The organism is Burkholderia diffusa, assembly GCF_001718315.1.
Lineage (GTDB): Bacteria > Pseudomonadota > Gammaproteobacteria > Burkholderiales > Burkholderiaceae > Burkholderia > Burkholderia diffusa_B.
Genome location: NZ_CP013362.1, coordinates 1,741,659 through 1,762,932 on the forward strand (window position 1 = coordinate 1,741,659; position 21,274 = coordinate 1,762,932).

General features: G+C 69.3%; 19 protein-coding genes. 15 read left to right on the plus strand and 4 right to left on the minus strand.

Features of this window, described 5'->3' with window-relative positions:
• Positions 1-128: 128 nt before the first annotated feature.
• Positions 129-641, plus strand: coding sequence for a MarR family winged helix-turn-helix transcriptional regulator (locus tag WI26_RS08005; protein ID WP_059537449.1), 513 nt, complete (start codon positions 129-131; stop codon positions 639-641).
• 149 nt (positions 642-790) lie between these two features.
• On the opposite strand, the gene WI26_RS08010 is transcribed toward WI26_RS08005, so the two are convergent.
• The 3 genes from WI26_RS08010 to WI26_RS08020 all read right to left on the minus strand — a co-directional run bounded on the left by WI26_RS08010 (position 791) and on the right by WI26_RS08020 (position 5,776).
• On the minus strand, positions 791-1,495 hold the full coding sequence (locus WI26_RS08010) for a glutathione S-transferase N-terminal domain-containing protein (protein WP_059510717.1): 705 nt from the start codon (positions 1,493-1,495) through the stop codon (positions 791-793).
• Between the two features lie 214 nt (positions 1,496-1,709).
• The gene (locus WI26_RS08015; protein ID WP_069225683.1) at positions 1,710-2,834 is read right to left on the minus strand and encodes a porin; all 1,125 of its coding nucleotides are present in this window, start codon (positions 2,832-2,834) and stop codon (positions 1,710-1,712) included.
• A gap of 248 nt (positions 2,835-3,082) precedes the next feature.
• Entirely contained in the window at positions 3,083-5,776 is a 2,694-nt protein-coding gene (locus tag WI26_RS08020) for a LuxR C-terminal-related transcriptional regulator (protein ID WP_069225684.1), read from the minus strand.
• A 254-nt stretch (positions 5,777-6,030) separates the two neighbouring features.
• Between WI26_RS08020 and WI26_RS08025 the strand changes: the two genes are divergently transcribed.
• The 12 genes from WI26_RS08025 (at position 6,031) to WI26_RS08080 (ending at position 17,577) form a co-directional block, all read left to right on the plus strand.
• Positions 6,031-6,987 carry a universal stress protein gene (locus WI26_RS08025; protein WP_069225685.1) on the plus strand — a complete coding sequence of 319 codons (957 nt, stop codon included), beginning with the start codon at positions 6,031-6,033 and terminating at the stop codon, positions 6,985-6,987.
• A 33-nt stretch (positions 6,988-7,020) separates the two neighbouring features.
• Entirely contained in the window at positions 7,021-8,001 is a 981-nt protein-coding gene (locus WI26_RS08030) for a quinone oxidoreductase family protein (RefSeq protein WP_059537461.1), read from the plus strand.
• Positions 8,002-8,011: 10 nt separating this feature from the next.
• Positions 8,012-8,860: a TauD/TfdA dioxygenase family protein gene (locus tag WI26_RS08035; RefSeq protein ID WP_059467492.1), complete on the plus strand. Its 849-nt coding sequence runs from the start codon at positions 8,012-8,014 to the stop codon at positions 8,858-8,860.
• 118 nt (positions 8,861-8,978) lie between these two features.
• The gene (locus tag WI26_RS08040; RefSeq protein ID WP_059467491.1) at positions 8,979-10,034 is read left to right on the plus strand and encodes a 3-keto-5-aminohexanoate cleavage protein; all 1,056 of its coding nucleotides are present in this window, start codon (positions 8,979-8,981) and stop codon (positions 10,032-10,034) included.
• 156 nt (positions 10,035-10,190) lie between these two features.
• The gene (locus WI26_RS08045) at positions 10,191-11,519 is read left to right on the plus strand and encodes an MFS transporter (RefSeq protein ID WP_069225686.1); all 1,329 of its coding nucleotides are present in this window, start codon (positions 10,191-10,193) and stop codon (positions 11,517-11,519) included.
• A gap of 22 nt (positions 11,520-11,541) precedes the next feature.
• Positions 11,542-12,117, plus strand: a complete 576-nt coding sequence (locus WI26_RS08050; RefSeq protein WP_069225687.1) for an RBBP9/YdeN family alpha/beta hydrolase — start codon at positions 11,542-11,544, stop codon at positions 12,115-12,117.
• A gap of 280 nt (positions 12,118-12,397) precedes the next feature.
• The gene (locus WI26_RS08055) at positions 12,398-13,564 is read left to right on the plus strand and encodes an ABC transporter substrate-binding protein (protein WP_069225688.1); all 1,167 of its coding nucleotides are present in this window, start codon (positions 12,398-12,400) and stop codon (positions 13,562-13,564) included.
• Between the two features lie 49 nt (positions 13,565-13,613).
• Positions 13,614-14,693 carry an ABC transporter ATP-binding protein gene (locus WI26_RS08060; protein ID WP_069225689.1) on the plus strand — a complete coding sequence of 360 codons (1,080 nt, stop codon included), beginning with the start codon at positions 13,614-13,616 and terminating at the stop codon, positions 14,691-14,693.
• A 46-nt stretch (positions 14,694-14,739) separates the two neighbouring features.
• Entirely contained in the window at positions 14,740-15,612 is an 873-nt protein-coding gene (locus tag WI26_RS08065) for an ABC transporter permease (protein ID WP_069226379.1), read from the plus strand.
• A complete protein-coding gene (locus WI26_RS08070; RefSeq protein WP_069225690.1) occupies positions 15,612-16,535 on the plus strand; it encodes an ABC transporter permease in 924 nt (307 codons plus the stop codon). Before WI26_RS08065 ends, WI26_RS08070 begins: the two co-directional genes overlap by 1 nt.
• Positions 16,536-16,717: 182 nt before the next feature.
• A complete protein-coding gene (locus WI26_RS08075; protein ID WP_059510710.1) occupies positions 16,718-17,155 on the plus strand; it encodes a hypothetical protein in 438 nt (145 codons plus the stop codon).
• A 209-nt stretch (positions 17,156-17,364) separates the two neighbouring features.
• Positions 17,365-17,577, plus strand: coding sequence for a hypothetical protein (locus WI26_RS08080; protein WP_059467484.1), 213 nt, complete (start codon positions 17,365-17,367; stop codon positions 17,575-17,577).
• 254 nt (positions 17,578-17,831) lie between these two features.
• On the opposite strand, the gene WI26_RS08085 is transcribed toward WI26_RS08080, so the two are convergent.
• Entirely contained in the window at positions 17,832-18,806 is a 975-nt protein-coding gene (locus WI26_RS08085) for a D-2-hydroxyacid dehydrogenase (RefSeq protein ID WP_069225691.1), read from the minus strand.
• 270 nt (positions 18,807-19,076) lie between these two features.
• On the opposite strand from WI26_RS08085, the gene WI26_RS08090 reads away from it, so the two are divergent.
• Both WI26_RS08090 and WI26_RS08095 read left to right on the plus strand, forming a co-directional pair.
• Positions 19,077-20,267 (plus strand): CaiB/BaiF CoA transferase family protein, encoded by a 1,191-nt coding sequence (locus tag WI26_RS08090; protein ID WP_069226380.1) that lies wholly within the window; start codon positions 19,077-19,079, stop codon positions 20,265-20,267.
• A 25-nt stretch (positions 20,268-20,292) separates the two neighbouring features.
• Positions 20,293-21,252, plus strand: a complete 960-nt coding sequence (locus WI26_RS08095; protein ID WP_069225692.1) for a hydroxymethylglutaryl-CoA lyase — start codon at positions 20,293-20,295, stop codon at positions 21,250-21,252.
• Positions 21,253-21,274 lie beyond the last annotated feature (22 nt).

Consider the following 21,274-nt stretch of genomic DNA (forward strand, 5'->3'; position numbering starts at 1 on the left):
CGGCCCTCGGTGTCGGTGCGCGACACCTTCATCACGGATGTCGCGCGTTTTCATGTAAAGTGTCTCGACATCAAGATAAATGCTGATTTATCTCGACGTCAAGATAACTGGTGAGCCGAGGAGGGTTAATGGATCGAGCCGCGCATGCGCTCGCGCAATGGCGTATCGAGCGTCCGGATCTGGATGCGTCGTCGATGCTCGTGATGGGACGGCTGCAGGAGGCCGCGCTCCTGATCGCACGCGACGGTCTCAATCCGTTGTTCGCGCGCTACGGGATGCAGTCAGGCGAATTCGACGTGCTGGCGACGCTGCGGCGCAGCGGCGCGCCGTTCGCGCTGACGCCGACCGCGCTGTACGACGCGCTGATGATGTCGTCGGGCGGGATGACCGCGCGCATCGACCGGCTGCAGAAGGCCGGGTGGGTCGAGCGCCGGCCGAATCCGGCCGACGGCCGCGGCACGCTCGTCGCGCTGACCGACGCCGGCCGCGCACTGATCGACGAGGCGGTGGTCGCGCACGTCGACAATCAGCGCGCGATGCTGGCCGCGCTGTCGGGCGAGGAGCAGGCGCAACTTTCGGTGTTGCTGGAAAAGCTGCTGGCGGGATTGGCTGGAGCGGCATCGGCGCCGGCCGAGAAATAGCGACGCCGGAAATAGCGACGCCGGATCGTCACGTCGAATGAACGCGACGAGCAGGAAACGAAACCGCCTGAAGGAAGCCGGAGAATCGCCCGCCGTGAAGCGGCGGGCAGGCAGCGGGCGGGCCACGGCGCGCGCGCCCGCCGCGCGGCTCAGTCGCGTGCCGGGATGTTGAGCCCGCGCGCGACGGCCGGACGCGCGACGAACGCGTCGAGCGCCCGCGCGACATGCTTGAATTCGCCGAAGCCGACCAGGTCGCCCGCTTCATAGAAGCCGACCAGGTTGCGCACCCACGGGAAGATCGCGATGTCGGCGATCGTGTACGTGTCGCCCATCATCCACTTGCGATTCGCGAGATGCGCGTCGAGCACGGCGAGCAGGCGCTTCGATTCCGCGACGTAGCGATCGCGCGGACGCTTGTCCTCGTAATCGCGGCCCGCGAACTTGTGGAAGAAGCCGACCTGGCCGAACATCGGCCCGATTCCGCCCATCTGGAACATCACCCACTGGATCGTCTCGTAGCGGCCGGCGGGATCCTTCGGGATCAGTTGGCCCGTCTTGTCCGCGAGATAGATCAGGATCGCGCCGGATTCGAACAGCGGCAGCGGCCGGCCGTCGGGGCCGTTCGGATCGATGATCGCCGGGATCTTGTTGTTCGGATTCAGCGACAGGAATTCGGGCGACAGCTGGTCGTTGGTGTCGAAGCGCACGAGGTGCGGCTCGTACGGCAGGCCGGTTTCCTCGAGCATGATCGACACCTTGACGCCGTTCGGCGTCGGCAGCGAGTACAGCTGCAGACGGTCGGGATGCTGGGCAGGCCATTTCTTCGTGATCGGGAAGGCGGACAGATCGGGCATGGAGGTTCGCTCGTCAACGTGGAGGATCCGCGCTCCGCCGGCCTGCCGCGCATCGCGGGCGCCCCTGACACCGCGGCAGGAACGGGACGAACACATCGACAGGCGGGCGGGGCGCGCCGAAAACGCCCACTGTAGCCGATCCCCGCGATCGCTGCAGACGGCGGCCGCGGGCCGTGCCCGAGTGCCGCCGCGCGCGCATCGCGCCGCTGCGTCGTCAGAAGTTGTGCCGCAGCCCGAGCATCGCGGCGGTCGTGCCGACTCCGGGCGCGACGGGCTGCCCGTACACGAGCATCTGGTCCATCGTGCCGCGGTTGTTCACGTGGCCGACCTGCGCATACACCATCGTCCGCTTCGACAGGCTGTAGTCGGCCGTGAGCACGAGGGCCGTCGACCGGTTCTCGGCGCGGTTGCGGTCCTTCAGGTAGTACACGGCCGAGGCGACCTGCAGCGCCGGCGTGAAGCGATAGCCGATGCCGGCCGACAGCATGTCGAGGTTCACCTTGTCCGCATGCGACGGATTCCGGCCGTTGCCGTACGACGCCGACACCGAGAAATCGCGGATCGTGTATTTCGCGCCGACGTAGACGAAGCGGTTGTTGTCGACGCCCGTCGGCGCGACCCCCGGCGCCGGGTTCGTGTCGTGGCCGTTGTAGTAGACGGCCGACGCATTGAGCCCGTAGTTCGAGTACCGCAGCACGACCGACTCGCGCGTGCCGCCCTGGAACTGCCCGGCGACGCCGCCGGGCGCGTATTCGAGCGCGATCGACGCACCCGCGAACGTCGGCGACTGATAGACGAGCGCATTGCTGTCGTACAACGCGCCGATCGCGCCGTTGGTGCTCGTGCCCGGCCAGCCGGCCGCGGTGTTCAGGCCGAGCCACGCGGTCAGCACGCTGCCGAAGAACTGCGCGTTGCGCACGTCGGTGTCGGCCATCGCATAGATCATCGGCACGATCTGGCGGCCGGCCGTGAACGTGCCGAACGGCCCCGACACGCCGAGCGACGCGACCTGGTTGAAGATCGCGACGGCGCCCGGCGTGTCGCTCAGCTGCATCTTGCCGGTGCCGCTGTCGAACGAACCCTGCAACTTGAAGTTGACCTTGTAGCCGCCGCCCAGGTCCTCGCTGCCCTTGATGCCCCAGAAGCTCGAATAGATGCCGCCGTCCTTCATCCGGAACACCTTCCCGGTGTTCGGCGCGCTCGGGCTGAACGACGCAGCCGACGTGCTCTGGTACAACAGGCCCGTATCGACCACGCCGTAGAGCGTGACGGAGGATTGCGCGTGCGCGAGCGCCGAACAGCCGGCAAGCGCCGCGAGCGCGGCCAGTTTCATCTTCATCGAAGTCTCCAGGATCGTAATGGACCGCACGGGATCGAGCCCGGGCGGGTGCAGCGGGGGAAGCGTCGGGGCAGGCGGGTAGGCGCGTGATGCGACGCCGGTGCGAGCCGTGCGGAAAGGTTACGCAACGGCGCGCGGCCGCTCCCCCCCATGCGCGGGGGGCAGGGTTGCGGAGAATCGAAGGGCGCGAAGACGAGGTTGCCGTCAACGGCCACGGCAAGGCTGCTACGGCTGCATGCAGGCGGAGTTCACGGCGCGCTTTCGAGCAGCCCGAGCACGAGCGCGCGACGCACCGCGTGCTTGCGCGAGCTGGCGTCGAGCTTGCCGAACAGGTTCTTCAGGTGCCACTTCACGGTTTCCTCGCCGACCGCGAGCGCCACCGCGATTTCCTTGTTCGACAGGTTGCGCGCGAGCAGTTCGAGAATCACGCGTTCCTTGGGCGTCAGCACGACGCTCGGCACCGCGCGCGGGTTGGCCGGGCTGCGCGGCGCGGGCGGCACGATGCGCGGCTGCGGCTGTGCGGGCCGGACCGAGCCGTCGCCCGAGGGCGCCTCGTCGCCGATGCGGCGCGCCCAGTCGGCGACGGCTGGATGCGCATCGGCGAGCGTGCGCGTGAGGCCGAACAGGTCGGCGAGGTTCATCGCCTCGTCGAGCAGCGCCCGGCCGCCGTGCCCGGACTGTTCGAGCGCGAACGCGCTGAGCGCCATGATCTCGATGCGCTCGCGTCCCATGTTCATCTCGCGCGCCAGCACCGCCGCTTCGTCGAGCGCCGCGCATGCATCGTCCCAGCGGCGTGCGGCAAGCGCGGCGCCCGCGTGCGCCGTGGCCTGCAGCAGCACGACGGGGCGGCGCCACAGCGGCCCGTGCGACGGGAACTCGGCCGCGGCGATCGCGTCGATCCGCTCAACCAGCGCATGGCAGGTCGCCTCGCGATAGCGCGCCGCATGAATGCGCACCTGCTCGGCAAGACTCGCGACCGACAGGCGCGGCAGCCGGCGCGCGACACCCATCGCGTCGAGCGCCTCGAGCAGGTCGATCGCGCGATGCTCGACGCCGCGCAGCAGCGCGATACGCGCGGCCGTTCGGTAGCCGAGCAGCACGGTGTCCGGCGTGCCCGCGTGCTCGAGCACGTCGAGCCGGTTCGCGAGCAGCGCGGCGGCCTGGTCGACGCGATCGGCCTCGTAAGCGATGGCCGCGCACATCGCCGCGAGCATGCAGGTCAGCGGATGGCGGCGCCCGAGGTCGGCTTCCGCGCGGGCGAGCGCGGGCGACAACGCGTCATCCGCGAGCCGGATCTGGCCTTCGTGCAGGTAGCTCAGGCCCGTGATCAGTTCGCCCCAGCGCGCGACGTAGCCGAATCCGGCCGCCGTCTCGCCGCGCGGCGCCGCCTGCTGGAAGCGGCGTGCCTGCGCCGGCTCGCCGACGATGATCGCGCGCGCCGCCAGGCGGTTCGCGTGCATCTGCGCGAGCCACGTCGCCGCGGGCGGCGTGAACTCGGCCCACGGTTCGAACAGCTCGACGAAACGGTCGATTTCGTCCGCGTAATAGGCCGCCGCGCTGAGGATCAGCGCGCATTCGTAGCGCATCGCGGCCGGCGTGCCGGCATCGGCCAGGATGCCGGCGATCTGGCGCTGCGCCTCGACATGGCGCTCGCCGAGTGCCAGCGCCCAGGCGACCGCGATCCGCAGCGTCGGACGCTTGTCGAGTTCCGCATCGGGCAGCAGCGCGAGCCAGTCGAGCACGTCGTTGATGCGGCCCTGCTTGATCGCGTCCTCGAGGCAGCGCTGCGCAAGTGCGTATGCCGTGTCGAACTGGCCGGCCGCATACGCGTGGCGCGCGGCTTCCTCCGTCATTCCGTGCGCGTCGAGCCACGCGGCCGCGCGCGCGTGCAGCGCGCTGCGCTCTGCGTCCGGGCTCGCCGCAAGGCGGTCGCGCAACGTATCGCGCACCAGCGGATGCAGTCGGCACCAGTCGGAATCGTCGGACGCAATGAACAGCGGCGTGTCGCGCGCGAGCCGCGCGAGCCGGTCGGGGGCGTTCGCGTCGTCGAGCAGCGCGGCGCACAGCGACGGATGCAGGCGGTCGGCGACGCTCGTGCGCGTGAGGAACGCGGTGTCGTCGGCCGACAGGTTCGCGAGCAGCAGCTCGACGAGCCGGTCGCGGGTGCCGTCCATCCGCGCGGCGAGTGCGTCGACGGCCTGTCGCGGATCGGCCGAGCGTGCCATCGCGGCCATCGCGAGCTGCAGCCCGAGCGGCCATCCGTCGACGCGCTCGAACAGCCGCGCGCACGCGTCGGCGTCGACCCGCTGCGCAAAGCGCGCGCCGACCAGCGCGATCGTCTCGTCGAGCGTGAAGCGCAGCCAGTCGGGGCCCACGAGCGTGCATTGCCCGCCGGCGAGCAGGTCGCCGGCCGCGTGATCGAGTCCGCGCCGGGCCGCGACGACCACTCGCAGGTTCTGCGGCGCGTTGTGCAGCACGTAGGTCAGCGCGTCGAGGCCGGCGGGCGGCAGCCGCTCCGCATCGTCGACGATCAGCAGCGCGTCGATCGACAGTTGCGCGACTTCGGCCAGCCACGCGGTCAGTCCTTCCAGCGCGCGGGCGGCGCCGTCCGGAATCAGGCGCCCGAAGCCGGGCCGCGCGCAGCCGATGCGCACCGCCTGCACGAGCCCCTGCAGCAGGCGCGGTGCGTCGTCGCGCTCGTCGGCGGACAGCCACACGACCGCGCGGCCGAGCGCAAGGGATTCGCGGCGCCATTGCGCGAGCAGCGAGGTCTTGCCGTAGCCGGCCGGCGCCTGCACGAGCGTGACGGGCCGCGCATCGAAGGCCGGCGCGGCAAGGCTCAGCCGCGCACGCGCGAGCAACTGCGCCGGCACGCGCGGCGCGGTCGTCTTCAGCACGAGTTCGGTGGGGGGCGCGTCGGCGCGATCGGGTGGGTGGGGCATCGGGGCAGCAGTCGGAGTCCGGCGATGCCGTGCGGGCCAGCGTCCGGGGTGAGCGTGGGGGAAAGGATCGGCCGAACCACGTTCGCGCGTCAATCCCCCCCGCGACGAGTGGGGCCGCACCGCCGACCAGTCGATAGCATGGGTTCCGATGCGTGACGAACGCAACCGACGAATGCAACGAGGAGGGACCATGAACATCGTATCGACCGGCGCGCGACGCGGCGCACCGAGCGCCGGATAAGCGGAGCGCCACGATGTATCGCCATCTGCTCGTGACGGTCGACGGCGCGCCCGGCGGCATCGACGCGATCGGCCATGCGCTCGAACTGGCGCGTGCGGTCGGCGCGCGGGTCACGTTCGTGCTGTCCGCCGCCGCACCGGACTCGCGTTTATCCGGAGCGCGGATCCCGGAACACGGTGCGAAAGTGGAAGCCGCCGCACGGGCGCAAGGCCTGTCCCATGCGATCGCGGGGGCCGGCCATCCGGGGGCCGGCCATCCGGGGGCCGGCCATCCGGGGGGCGGCCGTCCGGGAGCGGGCGACACGTCGCCCGCCACGCTCGCCGGCAAGCTCGGCTGCGACCTGATCGGCGTCGCGGCGCTGCCGCACGATGCCGATGCTGCCGCGGCCGCGCAACGGCGCTCGCTGCTGGCGACGAGTGGCGTGCCTGTGCTCGTGTGCCCGGCGCGGCGTGCGCCGGCCGAGGCGCGCGTGATGGCCCGCTGTCTCGCGGCGCACCGCGCGCTCGGCGAGCGGCTGCAGACGCTGACGATGGCGAGCACGCACCCGGCCGCGGCAACGCAGCCGACCGCCGACGCGGACGGCCCGCTTGCGGTGCTGGCATCGCTCGCCGAGCTGCAGAACGCGCGCTTCGGCGCATCTGCCGAAGCACGTCTCTGCGCCGCATTGCGCCTGCGGGCGGAGAGCGCCGCGGCCGAACTCGACGAGCTCGACCGCCAGCGGCGCCGCGATGCGCAGGCGCTCGACGCGCTGGCGCGGCTCGCCGCCGACGGGTTGCCGTCGGCCGCGTTCGATGCCGCGCTCGCCGACTATGCACGCGGCGCGTTCGAGCAGATGGGGCGCATGGAAGGCGTGATTTTCCCGGCCGCGCGGCGCTACCTGAGCGACGCCGACTGGAACGAACTGGACTCGCCCCCGGCGAGCGACGCAGCCGCGACGACGCCGGGCGCGGACGAACCCGACGATGCGTGACGCGCATCCGACTGAATACTTACGGAGAACAAGATGGCACATGCAGTGCGATTCCACGAAACCGGCGGCCCCGACGTGCTGCGCTGGGAAGCGGTCGACGTCGGCGAGCCGGGCGCCGGGCAGGTTCGCCTGCGGCACGAGGCTGTCGGCCTGAACTTTGCCGACACGTATTTCCGCAGCGGCCTGTATCCGGTGCCGCTGCCGGCGGGCATCGGCGTCGAGGCGGCCGGCGTGGTCGAGGCCGTCGGTCCCGGCGTGACGAACGTCGCAGTCGGCGATCGCGTGACCTATACCGGCTTCCTCAACACGCTCGGCGCGTACAGCACCGAACGGTTGATTCCGGCCGCGCCGCTCGTGAAGCTGCCCGCCGGCATCGCGTGCGAAACGGCCGCGGCGATGACGATGCGCGGGCTGACGTCGGCCTACCTGCTGCGCCGCATCCATGCGTTCGCGCCCGGCGACACGATCCTGCTGCATGCGGCCGCGGGCGGCGTCGGGCTGATCGTGTCGCAATGGGCGAAGCTGCTCGGGCTCACGGTGATCGGCACCGTGTCGAGCGAACACAAGGCCGCGGTCGCCCGCGCACACGGCTGCGATCACACGATCGACTACAGCCGCGAGGACGTCGCGAAACGCGTGCGCGAACTGACGAACGGCGCGGGCGTCGACGTCGTGTTCGACAGCGTCGGCAAGGATACCTTCGAAGGCTCGCTCGATTCGCTGAAGCGGCGCGGGCTGATGGTTTGCGTCGGCACCGCGTCGGGCCCGATCCCGCCGTTCGACCCGCAGCGCCTCGCGATGAAGGGCTCGCTGTACCTGACGCGTCCGGCGCTGGCCGACTACATCGCCGATCCGGCCGAGAAGAACGATCTGGCCGGCGAACTGTTCGCGCACGTCGCGGCCGGCCGCATCCGGATCGAGATCAACCAGCGTTATGCGCTGCAGGACGCGGCGCAGGCGCACCGCGACCTGGAATCGCGCAAGACGACCGGCTCGTCGGTATTCATCGTCTGAGGAGACGCGCATGCGAGTCGAACCCCTGACCTGTGCGATCGGCGCTGAGCTGCTGGACGTGAGCCTCGCCGACGCCGTGCACGACGACGGCCTGTTCGCCGAGATCCGCGCGCAGCTGCTGCGCCATCGCGTGCTGTTCCTGCGCGACCAGGACATCACGCGCGCCGAGCACGTCGCGTTCGCGCGCCGCTTCGGCGAGCTCGAGGATCATCCGGTCGCCGGCAGCGATCCCGAGCACCCGGGGCTCGTGCGGATCTACAAGTCGCCCGACCAGCCGAACGACCGCTACGAGAATGCGTGGCACAGCGATGCGAGCTGGCGCGTGGCGCCGCCGCTCGGCTGCGTGCTGCGCTGTGTCGAAGGGCCGGCGGTCGGCGGCGACACGATGTGGGCGAACATGGTGCTCGCATACGAGCACCTGCCGGAACACGTGAAGCAACAGATCGCGGATTTGCGCGCGCGTCACAGCATCGAGGCGAGCTTCGGCGCGGCGATGCCGATCGACAAGCGCCTCGCGCTGAAGGCGCAGTATCCCGACGCCGAGCATCCGGTCGTGCGCACGCATCCCGAAACGGGCGAGAAGGTGCTGTACGTGAACGCGTTCACGACGCACTTCACGAATTTCCACACGCCCGCACGCGTGCGCTACGGGCAGGACGCGAATCCCGGCGCCGGCCAGTTGCTGCAATACCTGATCAGCCAGGCCTGTATCCCCGAATACCAGGTGCGCTGGCGCTGGAAGAAGAACAGCGTCGCGATCTGGGACAACCGCAGCACGCAACATTACGCGGTGATGGACTACCCGCCGTGCGTGCGCAGGATGGAGCGCGCGGGCATCGTCGGCGACGTGCCGTTCTGAGCGCCGCCGCACCGTAACTCATCCGCACCAACGCACCACGCATCGGGCCCGCCGCCCGGCGCGAAGGGATACGCACGCCCGTACGCCCCGAACACAACGATTCCATCTGGAGGACGACATGCAATTTCTCGACGATTCGCTGCACCCGGAAAACCAGGACAAGGTAGTCATCACGGTCGCGCCGTACGGCCCCGAATGGATGCCCGCCGATTTTCCGGAAGACATTCCGGTGACGATGGACGAGCACGTGCAGAAGGCCGTCGACTGCTACAACGCGGGCGCGACGGTGCTGCATCTGCACGTGCGCGAGCTCGACGGCAAGGGCAGCAAGCGGCTGTCGAAATTCAACGAGCTGCTCGGCCGGCTGCGCGAGGCGGTGCCCGACATGATCCTCCAGGTCGGCGGGTCGATCTCGTTCGCGCCGGAAGGCGACGGCGCGGAAGCGAAATGGCTGTCCGACGACACGCGCCACATGCTCGCCGAGCTGACGCCGAAGCCCGATCAGGTGACGGTCGCGATCAACACCGTGCAGATGAACATCACCGAGTTGATGAACCGCAAGGACATCGCCGGCACGTCGCTCAACGAGGCGGCGCTCTGGGACGCGTACCGCGAGATGACCGTGCCGGCCGGCCCCGGCTGGGTCGACGAACACCTGCGCCGGCTGCAGGCGGCCGGCATTCAGCCGCATTTCCAGCTCACCGGCATGCACGCGCTCGAGACGCTCGAGCGGATCATCCGCCGCGGTGTCTATCGCGGGCCGCTGAACGTCACGTGGGTCGGCATCGGCGGCGGCTTCGACGGCCCGAATCCGTACAACTTCATGGAATTCATCCGGCGCTGCCCCGACGGTGCGTGCATCACGCTCGAATCGCTGATGAAGAACGTGCTGCCGATCAACACTGTCGCGATGGCGCTGGGGCTGCATCCGCGCTGCGGGATCGAGGACACGATCATCGACCAGAAGGGCAACCGGATGACGTCGGTGCAGCAGGTCGAGCAGTGCGTGCGGATCGCCCGCGAACTCGGCCGCGACATCGCGACCGGCAAGGAGGCGAAGGCGATCTACCGGATCGGCGTGCAGTACGACGGCGTCGACGAAACGCTCGCGCAACTCGGGATGGCGCCGAACCGCCGGCCGGGCCAGCTGAACGTGCCGCTGCGCGCGGCCTGACGCACCGCGCATTCGGGTGGCGCGCAAGCGCCGCCCGCCGATCGATGTGGCGCGGCACCCACCCTCGCGCGGTGCGCGAGGCAAGCTCCGACGAACGGAGCGGGGCCGTGCAAGCCGCGCCGGCGCGTTGCCGTACCGGTGCCGGAGGAGACACGCATGCTGATTCATCACGTCGAGCCGTCGCTGCAGGACGTGGCGGCCACCGGGCGGCGCGCGCCGGCCTATGCCTGGCTCGTGTTCGGGCTGACCGTCGGCCTGCTGCTGTCGGACTACATGTCGCGGCAAGTGCTCAATGCCGTGTTTCCGCTGCTCAAGCACGCGTGGGGACTGTCGGACACGCAGCTCGGCTCGCTGTCCGGCGTCGTCGCGCTGCTCGTCGGGCTGCTGACGTTTCCGCTGTCGGTGCTCGCCGACCGCTTCGGCCGCGTGCGCAGCATCGTGCTGATGGCCGCGTTGTGGAGCGTCGCGACGCTCGGCTGCGCGCTGTCGACCAACTACGCCGAAATGCTCGTGGCGCGCGGGCTCGTCGGCCTCGGCGAAGCCGCGTACGGCAGCGTCGGCGTCGCCCTGATCCTCAGCATCTTTCCGGCACGCCTGCGCGCGACGCTGACCGGCGCGTTCATGGCCGGCGGCGCGTTCGGCTCGGTGTTCGGGATGGCGCTCGGCGGCCTCGTCGGCGCGCATCTCGGCTGGCGCTGGTCATTCGGCGTGATGGCCGCGCTCGGCATCGTGCTGCTCGTCGCGTACCGCGGCGTGGTCACCGAACGGCGGCTCGCCGCATGTCGCGTCGAACCGTGCCGGCCTCATGCCGATGCGCCGCGCGGCCTGCGCGGCAGCATGCGTGCGCTGATGTCGGGGCTGTTCGCATCGCGTTCGGTGATCTGCGCGTATGTCGGCAGCGGGCTGCACCTGTTCGTGCCCGGCGCGCTGTTCGCATGGCTGCCGAGCTACCTGAACCGCTATTACGCGATGGCGCCGGACCGTGCCGCCGTGCTCGCGGCCGGCTTCGTGCTGCTGGCGGGCGTCGGGATGGTCGGCTGCGGGATCGTCACCGACCGTGTCGGGCGCGCCGACGGCGCGCGCAAATGGCTGACCGCGATCACGTATTGCGTGCTGACGGGCGTGTGCCTCGCGGTCGCGTTCCGGCTGCCGCCCGGGCCGCTGCAGCTTGCGCTGATCTGCGCGGGCATGCTGGTCGGCGCGGGCGCGTCCGGCGCATCGGGCGCGATGGTCGCGAACCTGACGCCGCCCGCGATCCACGCATCGGCGTTCGCGACGCTCACGCTCGCCAACAACCTGCTCGGCATGGCGCCGGGCCCGCTGCTGACGGGGTGGGTCGCCGATCGCGCCGGCCTCGTCGGCGCACTGCAATGGATCCCCGCCGTGCCGCTCGCGGCCGCCGTGCTGTTCGCGATCGGCCGTGCGAGCTACGCGGCCGATCTCGCGCGCGCCGAACGCGAACGGCGCGCGTCGCATCTTTCCTGAACCGAATCCTCCCGGAGGCAGCATGACCCTGGCGACCGCGCCCACCATCCTGATCGTGCCCGGCTTGCGCGATCACGTCGAAGATCACTGGCAGACGCATCTGCAACGGTGCCTGCCGAACGCACGCGCCGTCGCGCCGCTCGAAGCCGACAAGCTGAGCCGCGCCGCGCGCGTCGCGGCGCTCGATGCCGCGCTGGCCGCGATCGACGGCCCCGTGATCCTCGTCGCGCACAGCGCGGGCGTGATGATCACCGTGCATTGGGCGCTGCACGCCACGCGCGCCATCGATGGCGCGCTGCTCGCCGCGCCGGCCGATCTCGATACGCCGATGCCCGCGGGCTATCCGACACCGGAGGCGCTCGACGCGCACGGCTGGACGCCCGTGCCGACCCGGCCGCTGCCGTTTCCGAGCATCGTGGCCGCGAGCCGCAACGATCCGCTCGCGCGGTTCGAACGAACGCAGGCGCTGGCGGCCGGGTGGGGCAGCCGGTTAGTCGATCTCGGCGAAGTCGGGCACCTGAACCCGGCGTCCGGGTACGGCGAGTGGCGGGATGCGGAGCGGTTGATCGGGGAGGTGATCGCGCTCCGTGCGGCCTGAGCGCCGTCTGCAACGCGCCGCGCATGATTGCTCATGCCGGCGCGCCCGTCTGAGTCGACTCCCGTTCAATGCCTATGGATATATGACGTCCTAACACGCCGCGTATTCGTCGCAACGCTGCGCCGCTCAGCCGGTCGATCAGCCGATTCTCGATAACCGGAAGGCTTTTGTTAGGGAAATTCCCGCCCCGCGCAGGTCGGTTTTTTGTTGACCGACATCGTATAACGCCGTCATGATTTCCCGAAAGAAAGGTCCCATCCACCGACCGAAGCGAGGAGACATGAACACCACCACGATCGCGCGCCGTGTCCGCCGGATTGCCCTGGCGCTGGGCCTGACGCTGTCGGCCGCGGCCGCCGTCGCGGCCCCCGTGTCGTTGAATGTCGTCGACGTCGCGGGCAACCTTCAGCTCACGCAGAAGGCCATCGAGGCGTTCAGGGAGAAGAACCCGAATCTCGTCTCGAACGTCACGTTCACGAATGCGCCCGCGCCGCAGTTGCCGGGCAAGATCAAGGCGATGCAGGCGGCGGGGCGTGCCGACATCGACCTCGTGCTGACGGGCACCGACGCGCTGGCCGCCGGCATCGAGCAGAACCTGTGGCTCAAGCTGCTGCCCGACAACGCGGGCGCGTTCCCCGGCGTGCTCGACAAATACGCGCCCGGCCCGCGCAAGATGCAGGATCTCGCGCAGGGCTTCGGTCTCGAAGTGACCTACATGCCGGCCGGCCCGCTGCTCGAATACAACCCGGCCAAGGTCAGCGACCCGCCGAAGACGCCCGAACAGCTGCTCGCGTGGTGCAAGGCGCATCCGAACAAGCTGATCTACGCGCGCCCGGCGAACTCGGGCCCCGGCCGCACCTTCCTGATGGGGCTGCCGTACGTGCTCGGCGACAAGAATCCGCAGGATCCGATCAACGGCTGGGACAAGACCTGGGCGTTCCTCAAGCAGCTCAACGACTGCGTGCCGTACTACCCGGGCGGCACGTCGGCGGTGATGAAGGAGCTCGGCGAAGGCACCCGCGACATGACGGTGACGGTCACCGGCTGGGATCTCAACCCGCGCGCGCTCGGCATCGTGCCGGCCGACTTCCGGATCCAGGCGTTCGACAACATGACGTGGGTCAACGACGCGCACTACATGGTGATTCCGAAGGGCGTGCCGAAGGAGAAGCTCGACGTGCTGTTCAAGCTGATGAACTTCCTGCTTGAACCGGCGCAGCAGGCGATGACCTACGACGACGGCTACTTCTATCCGGGCCCGGCGGTGAAGGGCGTGACGCTCGAGATGGCGCCCGCGCACAGTCAGGAGGTGATCAGGAAGTTCGGCCGCCCCGAGTATGCGAAGTTGCTCGCGGATCGTCCGCACGTGCAGCCGCTCAACGCGCAGGCAATGGTCGCCGCGTTCCAGAAGTGGGACCGCGAAGTCGGTTCGCAGAAATCGAAATGACGGATGACCGCGCGGGCGCCGCGGCGCCCGCGCTGACGGAGTTTGCGTAATGAACCACAGTTTCGAACGGCTGCGGCTCGACGGCGTATGCCGCAGCTTCACCAATGCGGAGGGCGCGCAGGTCGCCGCACTGAACGGACTCGATCTCGACATCCGGCGCGGCGAGTTCATCGCGCTGCTCGGCCCGTCGGGCTGCGGCAAGTCGACCGCGCTGAACTGCATCGCCGGGCTGCAACCGCTCACGAGCGGCGGCATCTGGCTCGACGACACGCGCATCGACGTGCTGCCTCCCGAGCGTCGCGGCTTCGGCATGGTGTTCCAGAACTACGCGCTGTTTCCGCACATGTCGGTGCTCGAGAACGTCGGCTTCGGGCTGAAGATGCGCGGCGTGCCGAAGCAGGAAACGCGGCGGCGCGCGCAGCAGGCGCTCGAACTGGTGCAACTCGTCGGCCACGAGGGCAAGCTGCCCGGGCAGTTGTCGGGCGGGCAGCAGCAGCGCGTCGCGATCGCGCGCGCGATCGTCATCGAACCGCCGCTCGTGCTGATGGATGAGCCTCTTTCGAACCTCGACACGAAGCTGCGCATCGAGATGCGCGCCGAGATCCGCCGCATCCACACGCAGCTCGAGCGCGCGACGATCTACGTGACGCACGACCAGGACGAGGCGCTGTCGATGGCCGACCGGATCGTCGTGATGAAGGAGGGCGTCGTGCAGCAGGTAGCGTCGCCGAAAGACGTGTATACGCGCCCGCACAACCTGCACGTCGCGCGCTTCATGGGCTATCGCAACGTGCTGCCGTTCACGCTCGAAGGGATGGCCGGCGACTACGTGAACGTCACCGCGGCCGGCGTGCGCGTCACGGGTGTTCCGATGGCCGGTTTCGACGGCAAGGACGTCGTGGTCGCGCTGCGCCCCGACGACATTGAGCGGGCGGAAGAAGGGGCCGACAACGCATTCGACGCGACCGTCGAAACGGTCGAATACGGCGGACGCGACTCGCTCATCCGCGCGATCACGCCGTTCGGACCGGTCTGGGCGCGGGTTGCCGGCGAATTCGCGGAGGGCGAGCGGTTGCGGCTGCGCGTGGCGGCCGCGCGCACGCTCGTCTATGCGGGAGACGCGCAATGAATGGCCGCTGCGCCGCGTGCGCGGCAGCGCGCCGCCCGGAGGCCGCATGAGCACATTCGCGACCGGCGGCGCGCCGCGCGACGCGAAGGCATGGCTCGTCACGCCGGCGCTCGCGTTCATCGTCGCGCTGTTCATCTATCCGTTCGCGTACGGCATCGTGCTGTCGTTCCAGCCGATGAACGGCGGCGGCGCGCTCGCGAACTACGTGCAGTTCTTCACCGACACCGCGATGTGGCCAACCGTGCTCGTCACGCTGAAGCTCGCGGTGCCGGCGACGCTGATCAACGTCGGCATCTCGGTGCCCGTCGCGTTCGCGCTGCGCCGCAGCTCGCCGTACCAGAAGTTCGTCACGACGCTGCTCGTGATTCCCGTCACGCTCGGCACGGTGCTCGTCGCCGACGGGATGCTCACGTATTTCGGCCCGAACGGCTGGTTTCCGCAGGCGTTGCAGGGGCTGCATCTGTACACGGACGAAGTCCGCCTTACCCACAATTACTGGGGCGTGCTGCTGTCGCTGATCGTGTCGGGCTTTCCGTTCGCGTTCCTGCTGATGCTGTCGTACATCAGCGGTATCGATCCGACGCTCGCGCGCGCCGCGGCGACGCTCGGCGCGAACCCGTGGCAACAGTTCCGGCGGATCTACCTGCCGTTGCTCGTGCCGGGGCTCACGATGGCGGCGTGCCTGTCGTTCGTGCAGGCGTTCTCGGTATTCCCGTCGGCCGTGCTGCTCGGCGCCCCGGCCGGGCCGACACGCGTGATCTCGATCGCGGCCGCCGAAGCCGCGTTCGAGAGCTACGACTATTCGCTCGCATCGGCGATCGCGATCGTGATGGGGTTCGTGCAGCTGCTGGTGGTCGCGTCGATGCTCGGGGCACGCCGCTTCTTCTATACCGGTCCGGTCACGGGAGGCAAGGGCTGATGGCGACCGACAATCATGCCGCGCCCGCGTGGCCGCCGAAGCGCAGTCCGCCCGGCGCGCAGCCCGTCAACGCGATGAAGCCGCGGAAGCTGCGCGACAGCCTCGCCGGCCGCGCGTGGAAGGCGCTCGTGTGGGGGCTGATGGCGTTCTTCCTGCTGAACGTGATGCTGCTGATCGCGACCGTCGCCGTGAACTCGGTCGCGACGCGCTGGTTCGGCACGCCGCTGCCGCAGGGCTTCACGCTGCACTGGTATGCGAAGGCGTGGGAGGATTTCCAGCTCGCCAGCGTGCTGTGGGTGACCGTCGAAGTGGTCGGCTCGGTCGTGCTGCTGTCGGTCGCGCTCGGCGTGCCGGCCGCCTACGCGCTCGCGCGCGTGCAGTTCCGCGGCAAGCGCTTCGCGCTGCTGGTGTTCCTGCTGCCGCTGATGGTGCCGCCCGTCACGTACGGAATCCCGATGGCGACCGTGATGTACAAGGTCGGGCTCGCCGGCACGCTGCCCGGCGTGATCCTCGCGAATCTCGTGCCGGCGCTGCCGTTCGTGATCCTCGTGATGACGCCGTTCATCGAGCAGATCGATCCGAACCTCGAAGCCGCCGCACGCATCTTCGGCGCGAACACGTGGCGCTATTTCCGCCACGTGCTGCTGCCGCTGCTGGTCCCCGGCATGCTCGCGGCAGGGCTGCTCGTGCTGGTGCGCACGATCGGGATGTTCGAGCTGACCTTCTTCACCGCGGGCCCGAGCACGCAGACGCTCGTCGTCGCGCTGTATTACGCGGTATTCTCGACCGGCGTGCGCGCACCGCAGTCGATCGACGCGATGGCGATGATCTACATGGCCATCACGCTCGTGTGGGTCGTGATCGCGCTGCAGTTCGTGAGCCCGACGCAGCTCGTGAGTCGCGTGAAGCAGGAGCGGCAGTAGGCGCGCATGAAAGCGGCGCGGCAGCGGAATATTCGCTGCCGTGCCGACCGCCCGCGCAATTGGTTACAAATGGATACCGCGTGCGAAGCGCGGACGTTGCAGACTACGCGGCGTAAGGCATCGGCGATGCGCTCGCTTGCACCGCCGTCGCCATCCGACGTTCACCCGATTCACGGATATCCATGAAGCTTCAAACGCTGCTGACGCTCGGCTGTGCCGCCACGCTGCTTGCCGCCTGCCACCTGCTCCACGACGGCCCCGGATCAAGCGACGTCGATGCCGCGGTGCGCCGCGCGCTCGAAGCGGAAAACCACGGCGGCCTGAACGCGCTGTTCGGCCAGCCGCTGCCCGTGTCGGCCGACGTGATCTCCGCGAAACCGGACGGCGACTGCAGGAAAATCGGCGAACGGACCTACACCTGCGACGTCGTGGTCACTTGGCGCAACAGCGATTACGCGCCGTCGCGCGCGAACCTGACCTTCGTGCAGGCCGCCGACGGTTCGTGGCAGACCTCGGGCGTCGACGCCGCCATCGCGACGGGCGCCGCCAAGTCGCTCATCGACAAGATCGGCAAGGCGTGGCCCGGCAATGCGGCCAGCGGTGCATCGGCGCCGCAGTGACGCGTCGGGCGACGGGTTTCGGCGATGCGCCTGCCTGCCGTTGAACGCAACCGTTACCCCGTCTGGTCCGGCGCTTGAACCTGCGTAACGAGGGAAAAGGGTGCAAACATTGCCCGCCATCGATCGAAGCCATCCTCGGTATACAGGCTGATATATAGGGAAAACCCTTATTCGCAGTTATAATGGCGACCTAGAAGAAAGGTCGAACCATGCCCGAACGTTTCCAGTCCCTCGAAAAATTTGTGTTTTCCCTGGTCGTGATGTCCGCGGTCTTCTGCTCCGCATTCCTCGCGTACGAGCGTCACCCCGAGATCAAGATCGCGCTGCACGAAGGCGAAGCGCTGATGCGCGAAAGCGCGAAGTATTCGGTCATCTGCTCGCCGTCCAAGGTCGATCCTTGCGTCGAGATGTCCGCTTACTGAGCGTCGCCTTCCGCTGACACATCCCGCCTGATTCCCGCCGGCGCGCGGCCGATGGCCGACACGCGCCGGCGGCGCGCATCGCGCACCCGCGCATACCGGTGCCGGTTGCGCATCGCCTGAACCCCGCTTCCCCGATTCTCCGATTCCGCTGCGGCATCCTGGCCGCAACGCGTCGTCGCGTCTTCACGTCCCGCGCACCGGTGCGTCGCTGCCGACGCCGCACCCGCCTGCCGCTCGCTAGCGTTGCGCCACGCTCAACCCACCGTCACGACGTGCCGTGGCTCGCCGCCGACGAACGCAGCCACGTTGTCGACAAGCTGGTCGGCCAGTGCCTGCATCGCCTCGTCGCTCGCCCACGCGACATGCGGCGTCAGGATGAACGCCGGATGCGAAAGGATCGCCTGGAATGGATGCGCGGCCGGCAGCGGCTCCTGCGTGACCACGTCGAAGCCCGCGCCCGAAATCTGCCCAGACTGCAACGCGTCGACGAGCGCGTGTTCATCCACGAGTCCGCCGCGCGCGGTATTGATCAGCAACGGCCGGCGCGCCATCCGCGCGAACGCGCCCGCGTCGATCAGGTTGCGCGTCGCGGGCATGAGCGGGCAGTGCAGCGTGATCACGTCGCTTTCGTGCAGCAGCGTGTCGAGCGGCACATGGTCGCCGCCCTGCGCATCGCCGTGCGTGGCGAACAGCACGCGCATGCCGAGCGCGCGCGCGATGGCGGCCACCGCACGGCCGAGCACGCCTTCGCCGACGATCCCGAGCGTCGCGCCGGCCAGATCGCGGATCGGATGATCGAAGAAGCAGAACTGTCCGCTTTCGAGCCAGCGTCCCGCGCGCACCGCGTCACGATACGCGACGAGGCTGCGCCGCAGCGCGAAGATCAGCGCGAACGTGTGCTCGGGCACCGTGCGCACCGCATATCCGCGAACGTGGGTGACGACGATGCCGCGTGCGGCACACGCATCGAGATCGACGATGTCGGTACCCGTCGCGGCGATCGCGATCATTTTCAAACGCGGCGCCGCGCCGAGCGCCGCCGCGTCGAGCCGAACCTTGTTGGTCACGACGACATCCGCGTCGGCGATACGCGCGGCGACTTCGTGCGCGGCCGTCCGTTCGAAGGTCCGGAGTGCGTGCGGAAACGGGAACGGCTTCAGAACGGTCTGCGGCGACAGCGTCGCGCGGTCGAGAAACACAATCTTCGCGGGGGAGGAGCTGGAAAACATGGCGGGTCTCGCTGACGGGCGCCCGGCGGGCGCGCAACGGCAACGATTCTGCCGACGGCGCGCGCGATCGGGCTTGCGCATTGCGCGAGCGCGCTTTCCCGCCTGGAAAGTCGACGTGATCCCGCGTGCGACGGGCGATCGGCTTCCGACTCGCTACCCACGCATGCCTTTCCGTTCAGGAAAGGCTGCTTGATCATCGATCGATTTTCGCCGAATGCGAACGCCGTCATGATCGCCGTCATCGACAACGTGATTTCATCGGAGACAGTCATGACGCGCCCTCTGGACGGCATTCGCGTGCTGGAACTCGGCCAACTGATCGCCGGGCCGTTCGCGGGCCGGATGCTCGCCGAATTCGGCGCGGACGTGATCAAGGTGGAGCCGCCCGGCGTCGGCGACCCGCTGCGCAAATGGCGACTGCTGCACGACGGCACGTCGGTCTGGTGGGCCGCGCAGTCGCGCAACAAGACCTCGCTCACGCTCGACCTGCGCACGCCGGAAGGGCAGGACGTCGTGCGCCGCCTCGTCGCCGAGACCGACGTGCTGATCGAGAACTTCCGGCCCGGCACGCTCGAAGGCTGGGGGCTCGGCTGGGAGACGCTGTCCGCGATCAACCCGCGGCTCGTGATGCTGCGCGTATCGGGCTTCGGTCAGACCGGCCCGTATCGCGACCGTCCCGGCTTCGGCGTGATCGCCGAGGCGATGGGCGGCCTTCGCCACCTGACCGGCGAGCCAGGGCGCACGCCGGTGCGTGTCGGCGTGTCGCTCGGCGATTCGCTGTCGGCGCTGCACGGCGTGATCGGCGTCCTGCTCGCGCTGCGCCATCGCGAGCAGCAGGGCGGTCAAGGACAGGTCGTCGACGTCGCGCTGTACGAATCGGTGTTCAACATGACGGAAAGCCTGCTGCCCGAATACTCGGCGTTCGGCGCGGTGCGCGAGGCGGCCGGCAGCAGCCTGCCCGGCATCGCGCCAACCAACGCATACCGCTGTCGCGACGGCAAGTACGCGCTGATCGCCGGCAATGGCGACAGCATCTTCCGGCGGCTGATGGAGCTGATCGGGCGCCCCGATCTCGGCCACGATCCGGCGCTCGCGCACAACGACGGACGCGTCGCGCAGGTCGCGCGCATCGACGCGGCGATCGGCGAATGGAGCGCGCGGCACGATCTCGACGACGTGCTCGCCGCGCTGAACGATGCGCGCATCCCGTCCGGGCGCATCTACGACGTCGCCGACATCGCGGCCGATCCGCATTACCGCGCGCGCGACATGATCGTCGACGCCGCGCTGCCCGACGGCACGCCCGTGCTCGTGCCAGGCATCGTGCCGAAGCTCGGCGCGACGCCGGGACGCATCGAGCGTCCGGCCCCCGCGCTCGGCGCCGAGACCGACGCGATACTCGAATCGATCGGCATCGATGCCGCGACGCGCGACGACTGGCGCTCGCGCGGCGTGATCTGAACCGGCCAACCATCGGGACGACGACATGAGCAAACCCCACCGACTCTACATCCACGAAGTCGCGACACGCGACGGTTTCCAGAACGAAGCGGCGTTCGTCGACACCGACGACAAGATCGCGCTCGTCGACGCGTTGAGCGCGTGCGGCTACGCGAAGATCGAGGTCACGTCGTTCACGTCGCCGAGGGCGATCCCGGCGCTGCGCGACGCCGAGGCCGTGATGCACGGCATCGTGCGCACGCCGGGCGTCGTCTATACGGTGCTCGTGCCGAACGTGCGCGGCGCGGAGCGCGCGCTGTCGTGCGGCGTCGACGAGGTGAACCTCGTGATGTCGATGAGCGAGACCCACAACCGCGCGAACCTGCGGATGACCCGCGAACAGTCGTTCGCGCAGTTGCGCGATGTGATCGATGCGGTGCGCGGCACGGGCGTCGCGGTCAACGTGTCGCTTTCGACCGCGATGGGCTGCCCGATGGAAGGCGACGTGTGCGCGCGGACCGTGCTCGCGTGGATGCAGCGCTTCGCGGATCTCGGCGTGCACGGCTTCACGCTGTGCGACACGACCGGGATGGCGTACCCGTCGCAGGTGCGCGAGCTGGCCGAACGCGCCCGCGAACGCTTCGGCGCGCTGCAGCTCACGCTGCACTTTCACAACACGCGCGGCATGGCGCTCGCCAACACGCTCGCCGCGCTCGACGCCGGCATCGACCGCTTCGACGCGTCGCTCGGCGGGCTCGGCGGTTGTCCGTACGCGCCGGGCGCGACCGGCAATGCGTGCACCGAGGAATTGGTCCACATGCTCGCGCTCGACGGCTACGATACGGGCATCGACCTCGCGGCCGTGCTCGCCGCGGCCGCGCGGCTGCCTGCGCTGATCGGGCATGACGTGCCGAGCCAGATCCTGAAGGCCGGACGCCGCTCGGACCTTCATCCGCCGCCGCGCGCCGACGCCGGCGACATGCCTGCTCAACGGGCTTTCTCATGAACGCATGAAACCAGGAGCGAAC

Coding starts and splice junctions, on each gene's coding strand:
- WI26_RS08005 (WP_059537449.1), top strand. CDS start 129: ATGGATCGAGCCGCGCATGCGCTCGCGCAATGGCGTATCGAGCGTCCG.
- WI26_RS08010 (WP_059510717.1), bottom strand. CDS start 1,495: ATGCCCGATCTGTCCGCCTTCCCGATCACGAAGAAATGGCCTGCCCAG.
- WI26_RS08015 (WP_069225683.1), bottom strand. CDS start 2,834: ATGAAGATGAAACTGGCCGCGCTCGCGGCGCTTGCCGGCTGTTCGGCG.
- WI26_RS08020 (WP_069225684.1), bottom strand. CDS start 5,776: ATGCCCCACCCACCCGATCGCGCCGACGCGCCCCCCACCGAACTCGTG.
- WI26_RS08025 (WP_069225685.1), top strand. CDS start 6,031: ATGTATCGCCATCTGCTCGTGACGGTCGACGGCGCGCCCGGCGGCATC.
- WI26_RS08030 (WP_059537461.1), top strand. CDS start 7,021: ATGGCACATGCAGTGCGATTCCACGAAACCGGCGGCCCCGACGTGCTG.
- WI26_RS08035 (WP_059467492.1), top strand. CDS start 8,012: ATGCGAGTCGAACCCCTGACCTGTGCGATCGGCGCTGAGCTGCTGGAC.
- WI26_RS08040 (WP_059467491.1), top strand. CDS start 8,979: ATGCAATTTCTCGACGATTCGCTGCACCCGGAAAACCAGGACAAGGTA.
- WI26_RS08045 (WP_069225686.1), top strand. CDS start 10,191: ATGCTGATTCATCACGTCGAGCCGTCGCTGCAGGACGTGGCGGCCACC.
- WI26_RS08050 (WP_069225687.1), top strand. CDS start 11,542: ATGACCCTGGCGACCGCGCCCACCATCCTGATCGTGCCCGGCTTGCGC.
- WI26_RS08055 (WP_069225688.1), top strand. CDS start 12,398: ATGAACACCACCACGATCGCGCGCCGTGTCCGCCGGATTGCCCTGGCG.
- WI26_RS08060 (WP_069225689.1), top strand. CDS start 13,614: ATGAACCACAGTTTCGAACGGCTGCGGCTCGACGGCGTATGCCGCAGC.
- WI26_RS08065 (WP_069226379.1), top strand. CDS start 14,740: ATGAGCACATTCGCGACCGGCGGCGCGCCGCGCGACGCGAAGGCATGG.
- WI26_RS08070 (WP_069225690.1), top strand. CDS start 15,612: ATGGCGACCGACAATCATGCCGCGCCCGCGTGGCCGCCGAAGCGCAGT.
- WI26_RS08075 (WP_059510710.1), top strand. CDS start 16,718: ATGAAGCTTCAAACGCTGCTGACGCTCGGCTGTGCCGCCACGCTGCTT.
- WI26_RS08080 (WP_059467484.1), top strand. CDS start 17,365: ATGCCCGAACGTTTCCAGTCCCTCGAAAAATTTGTGTTTTCCCTGGTC.
- WI26_RS08085 (WP_069225691.1), bottom strand. CDS start 18,806: ATGTTTTCCAGCTCCTCCCCCGCGAAGATTGTGTTTCTCGACCGCGCG.
- WI26_RS08090 (WP_069226380.1), top strand. CDS start 19,077: ATGACGCGCCCTCTGGACGGCATTCGCGTGCTGGAACTCGGCCAACTG.
- WI26_RS08095 (WP_069225692.1), top strand. CDS start 20,293: ATGAGCAAACCCCACCGACTCTACATCCACGAAGTCGCGACACGCGAC.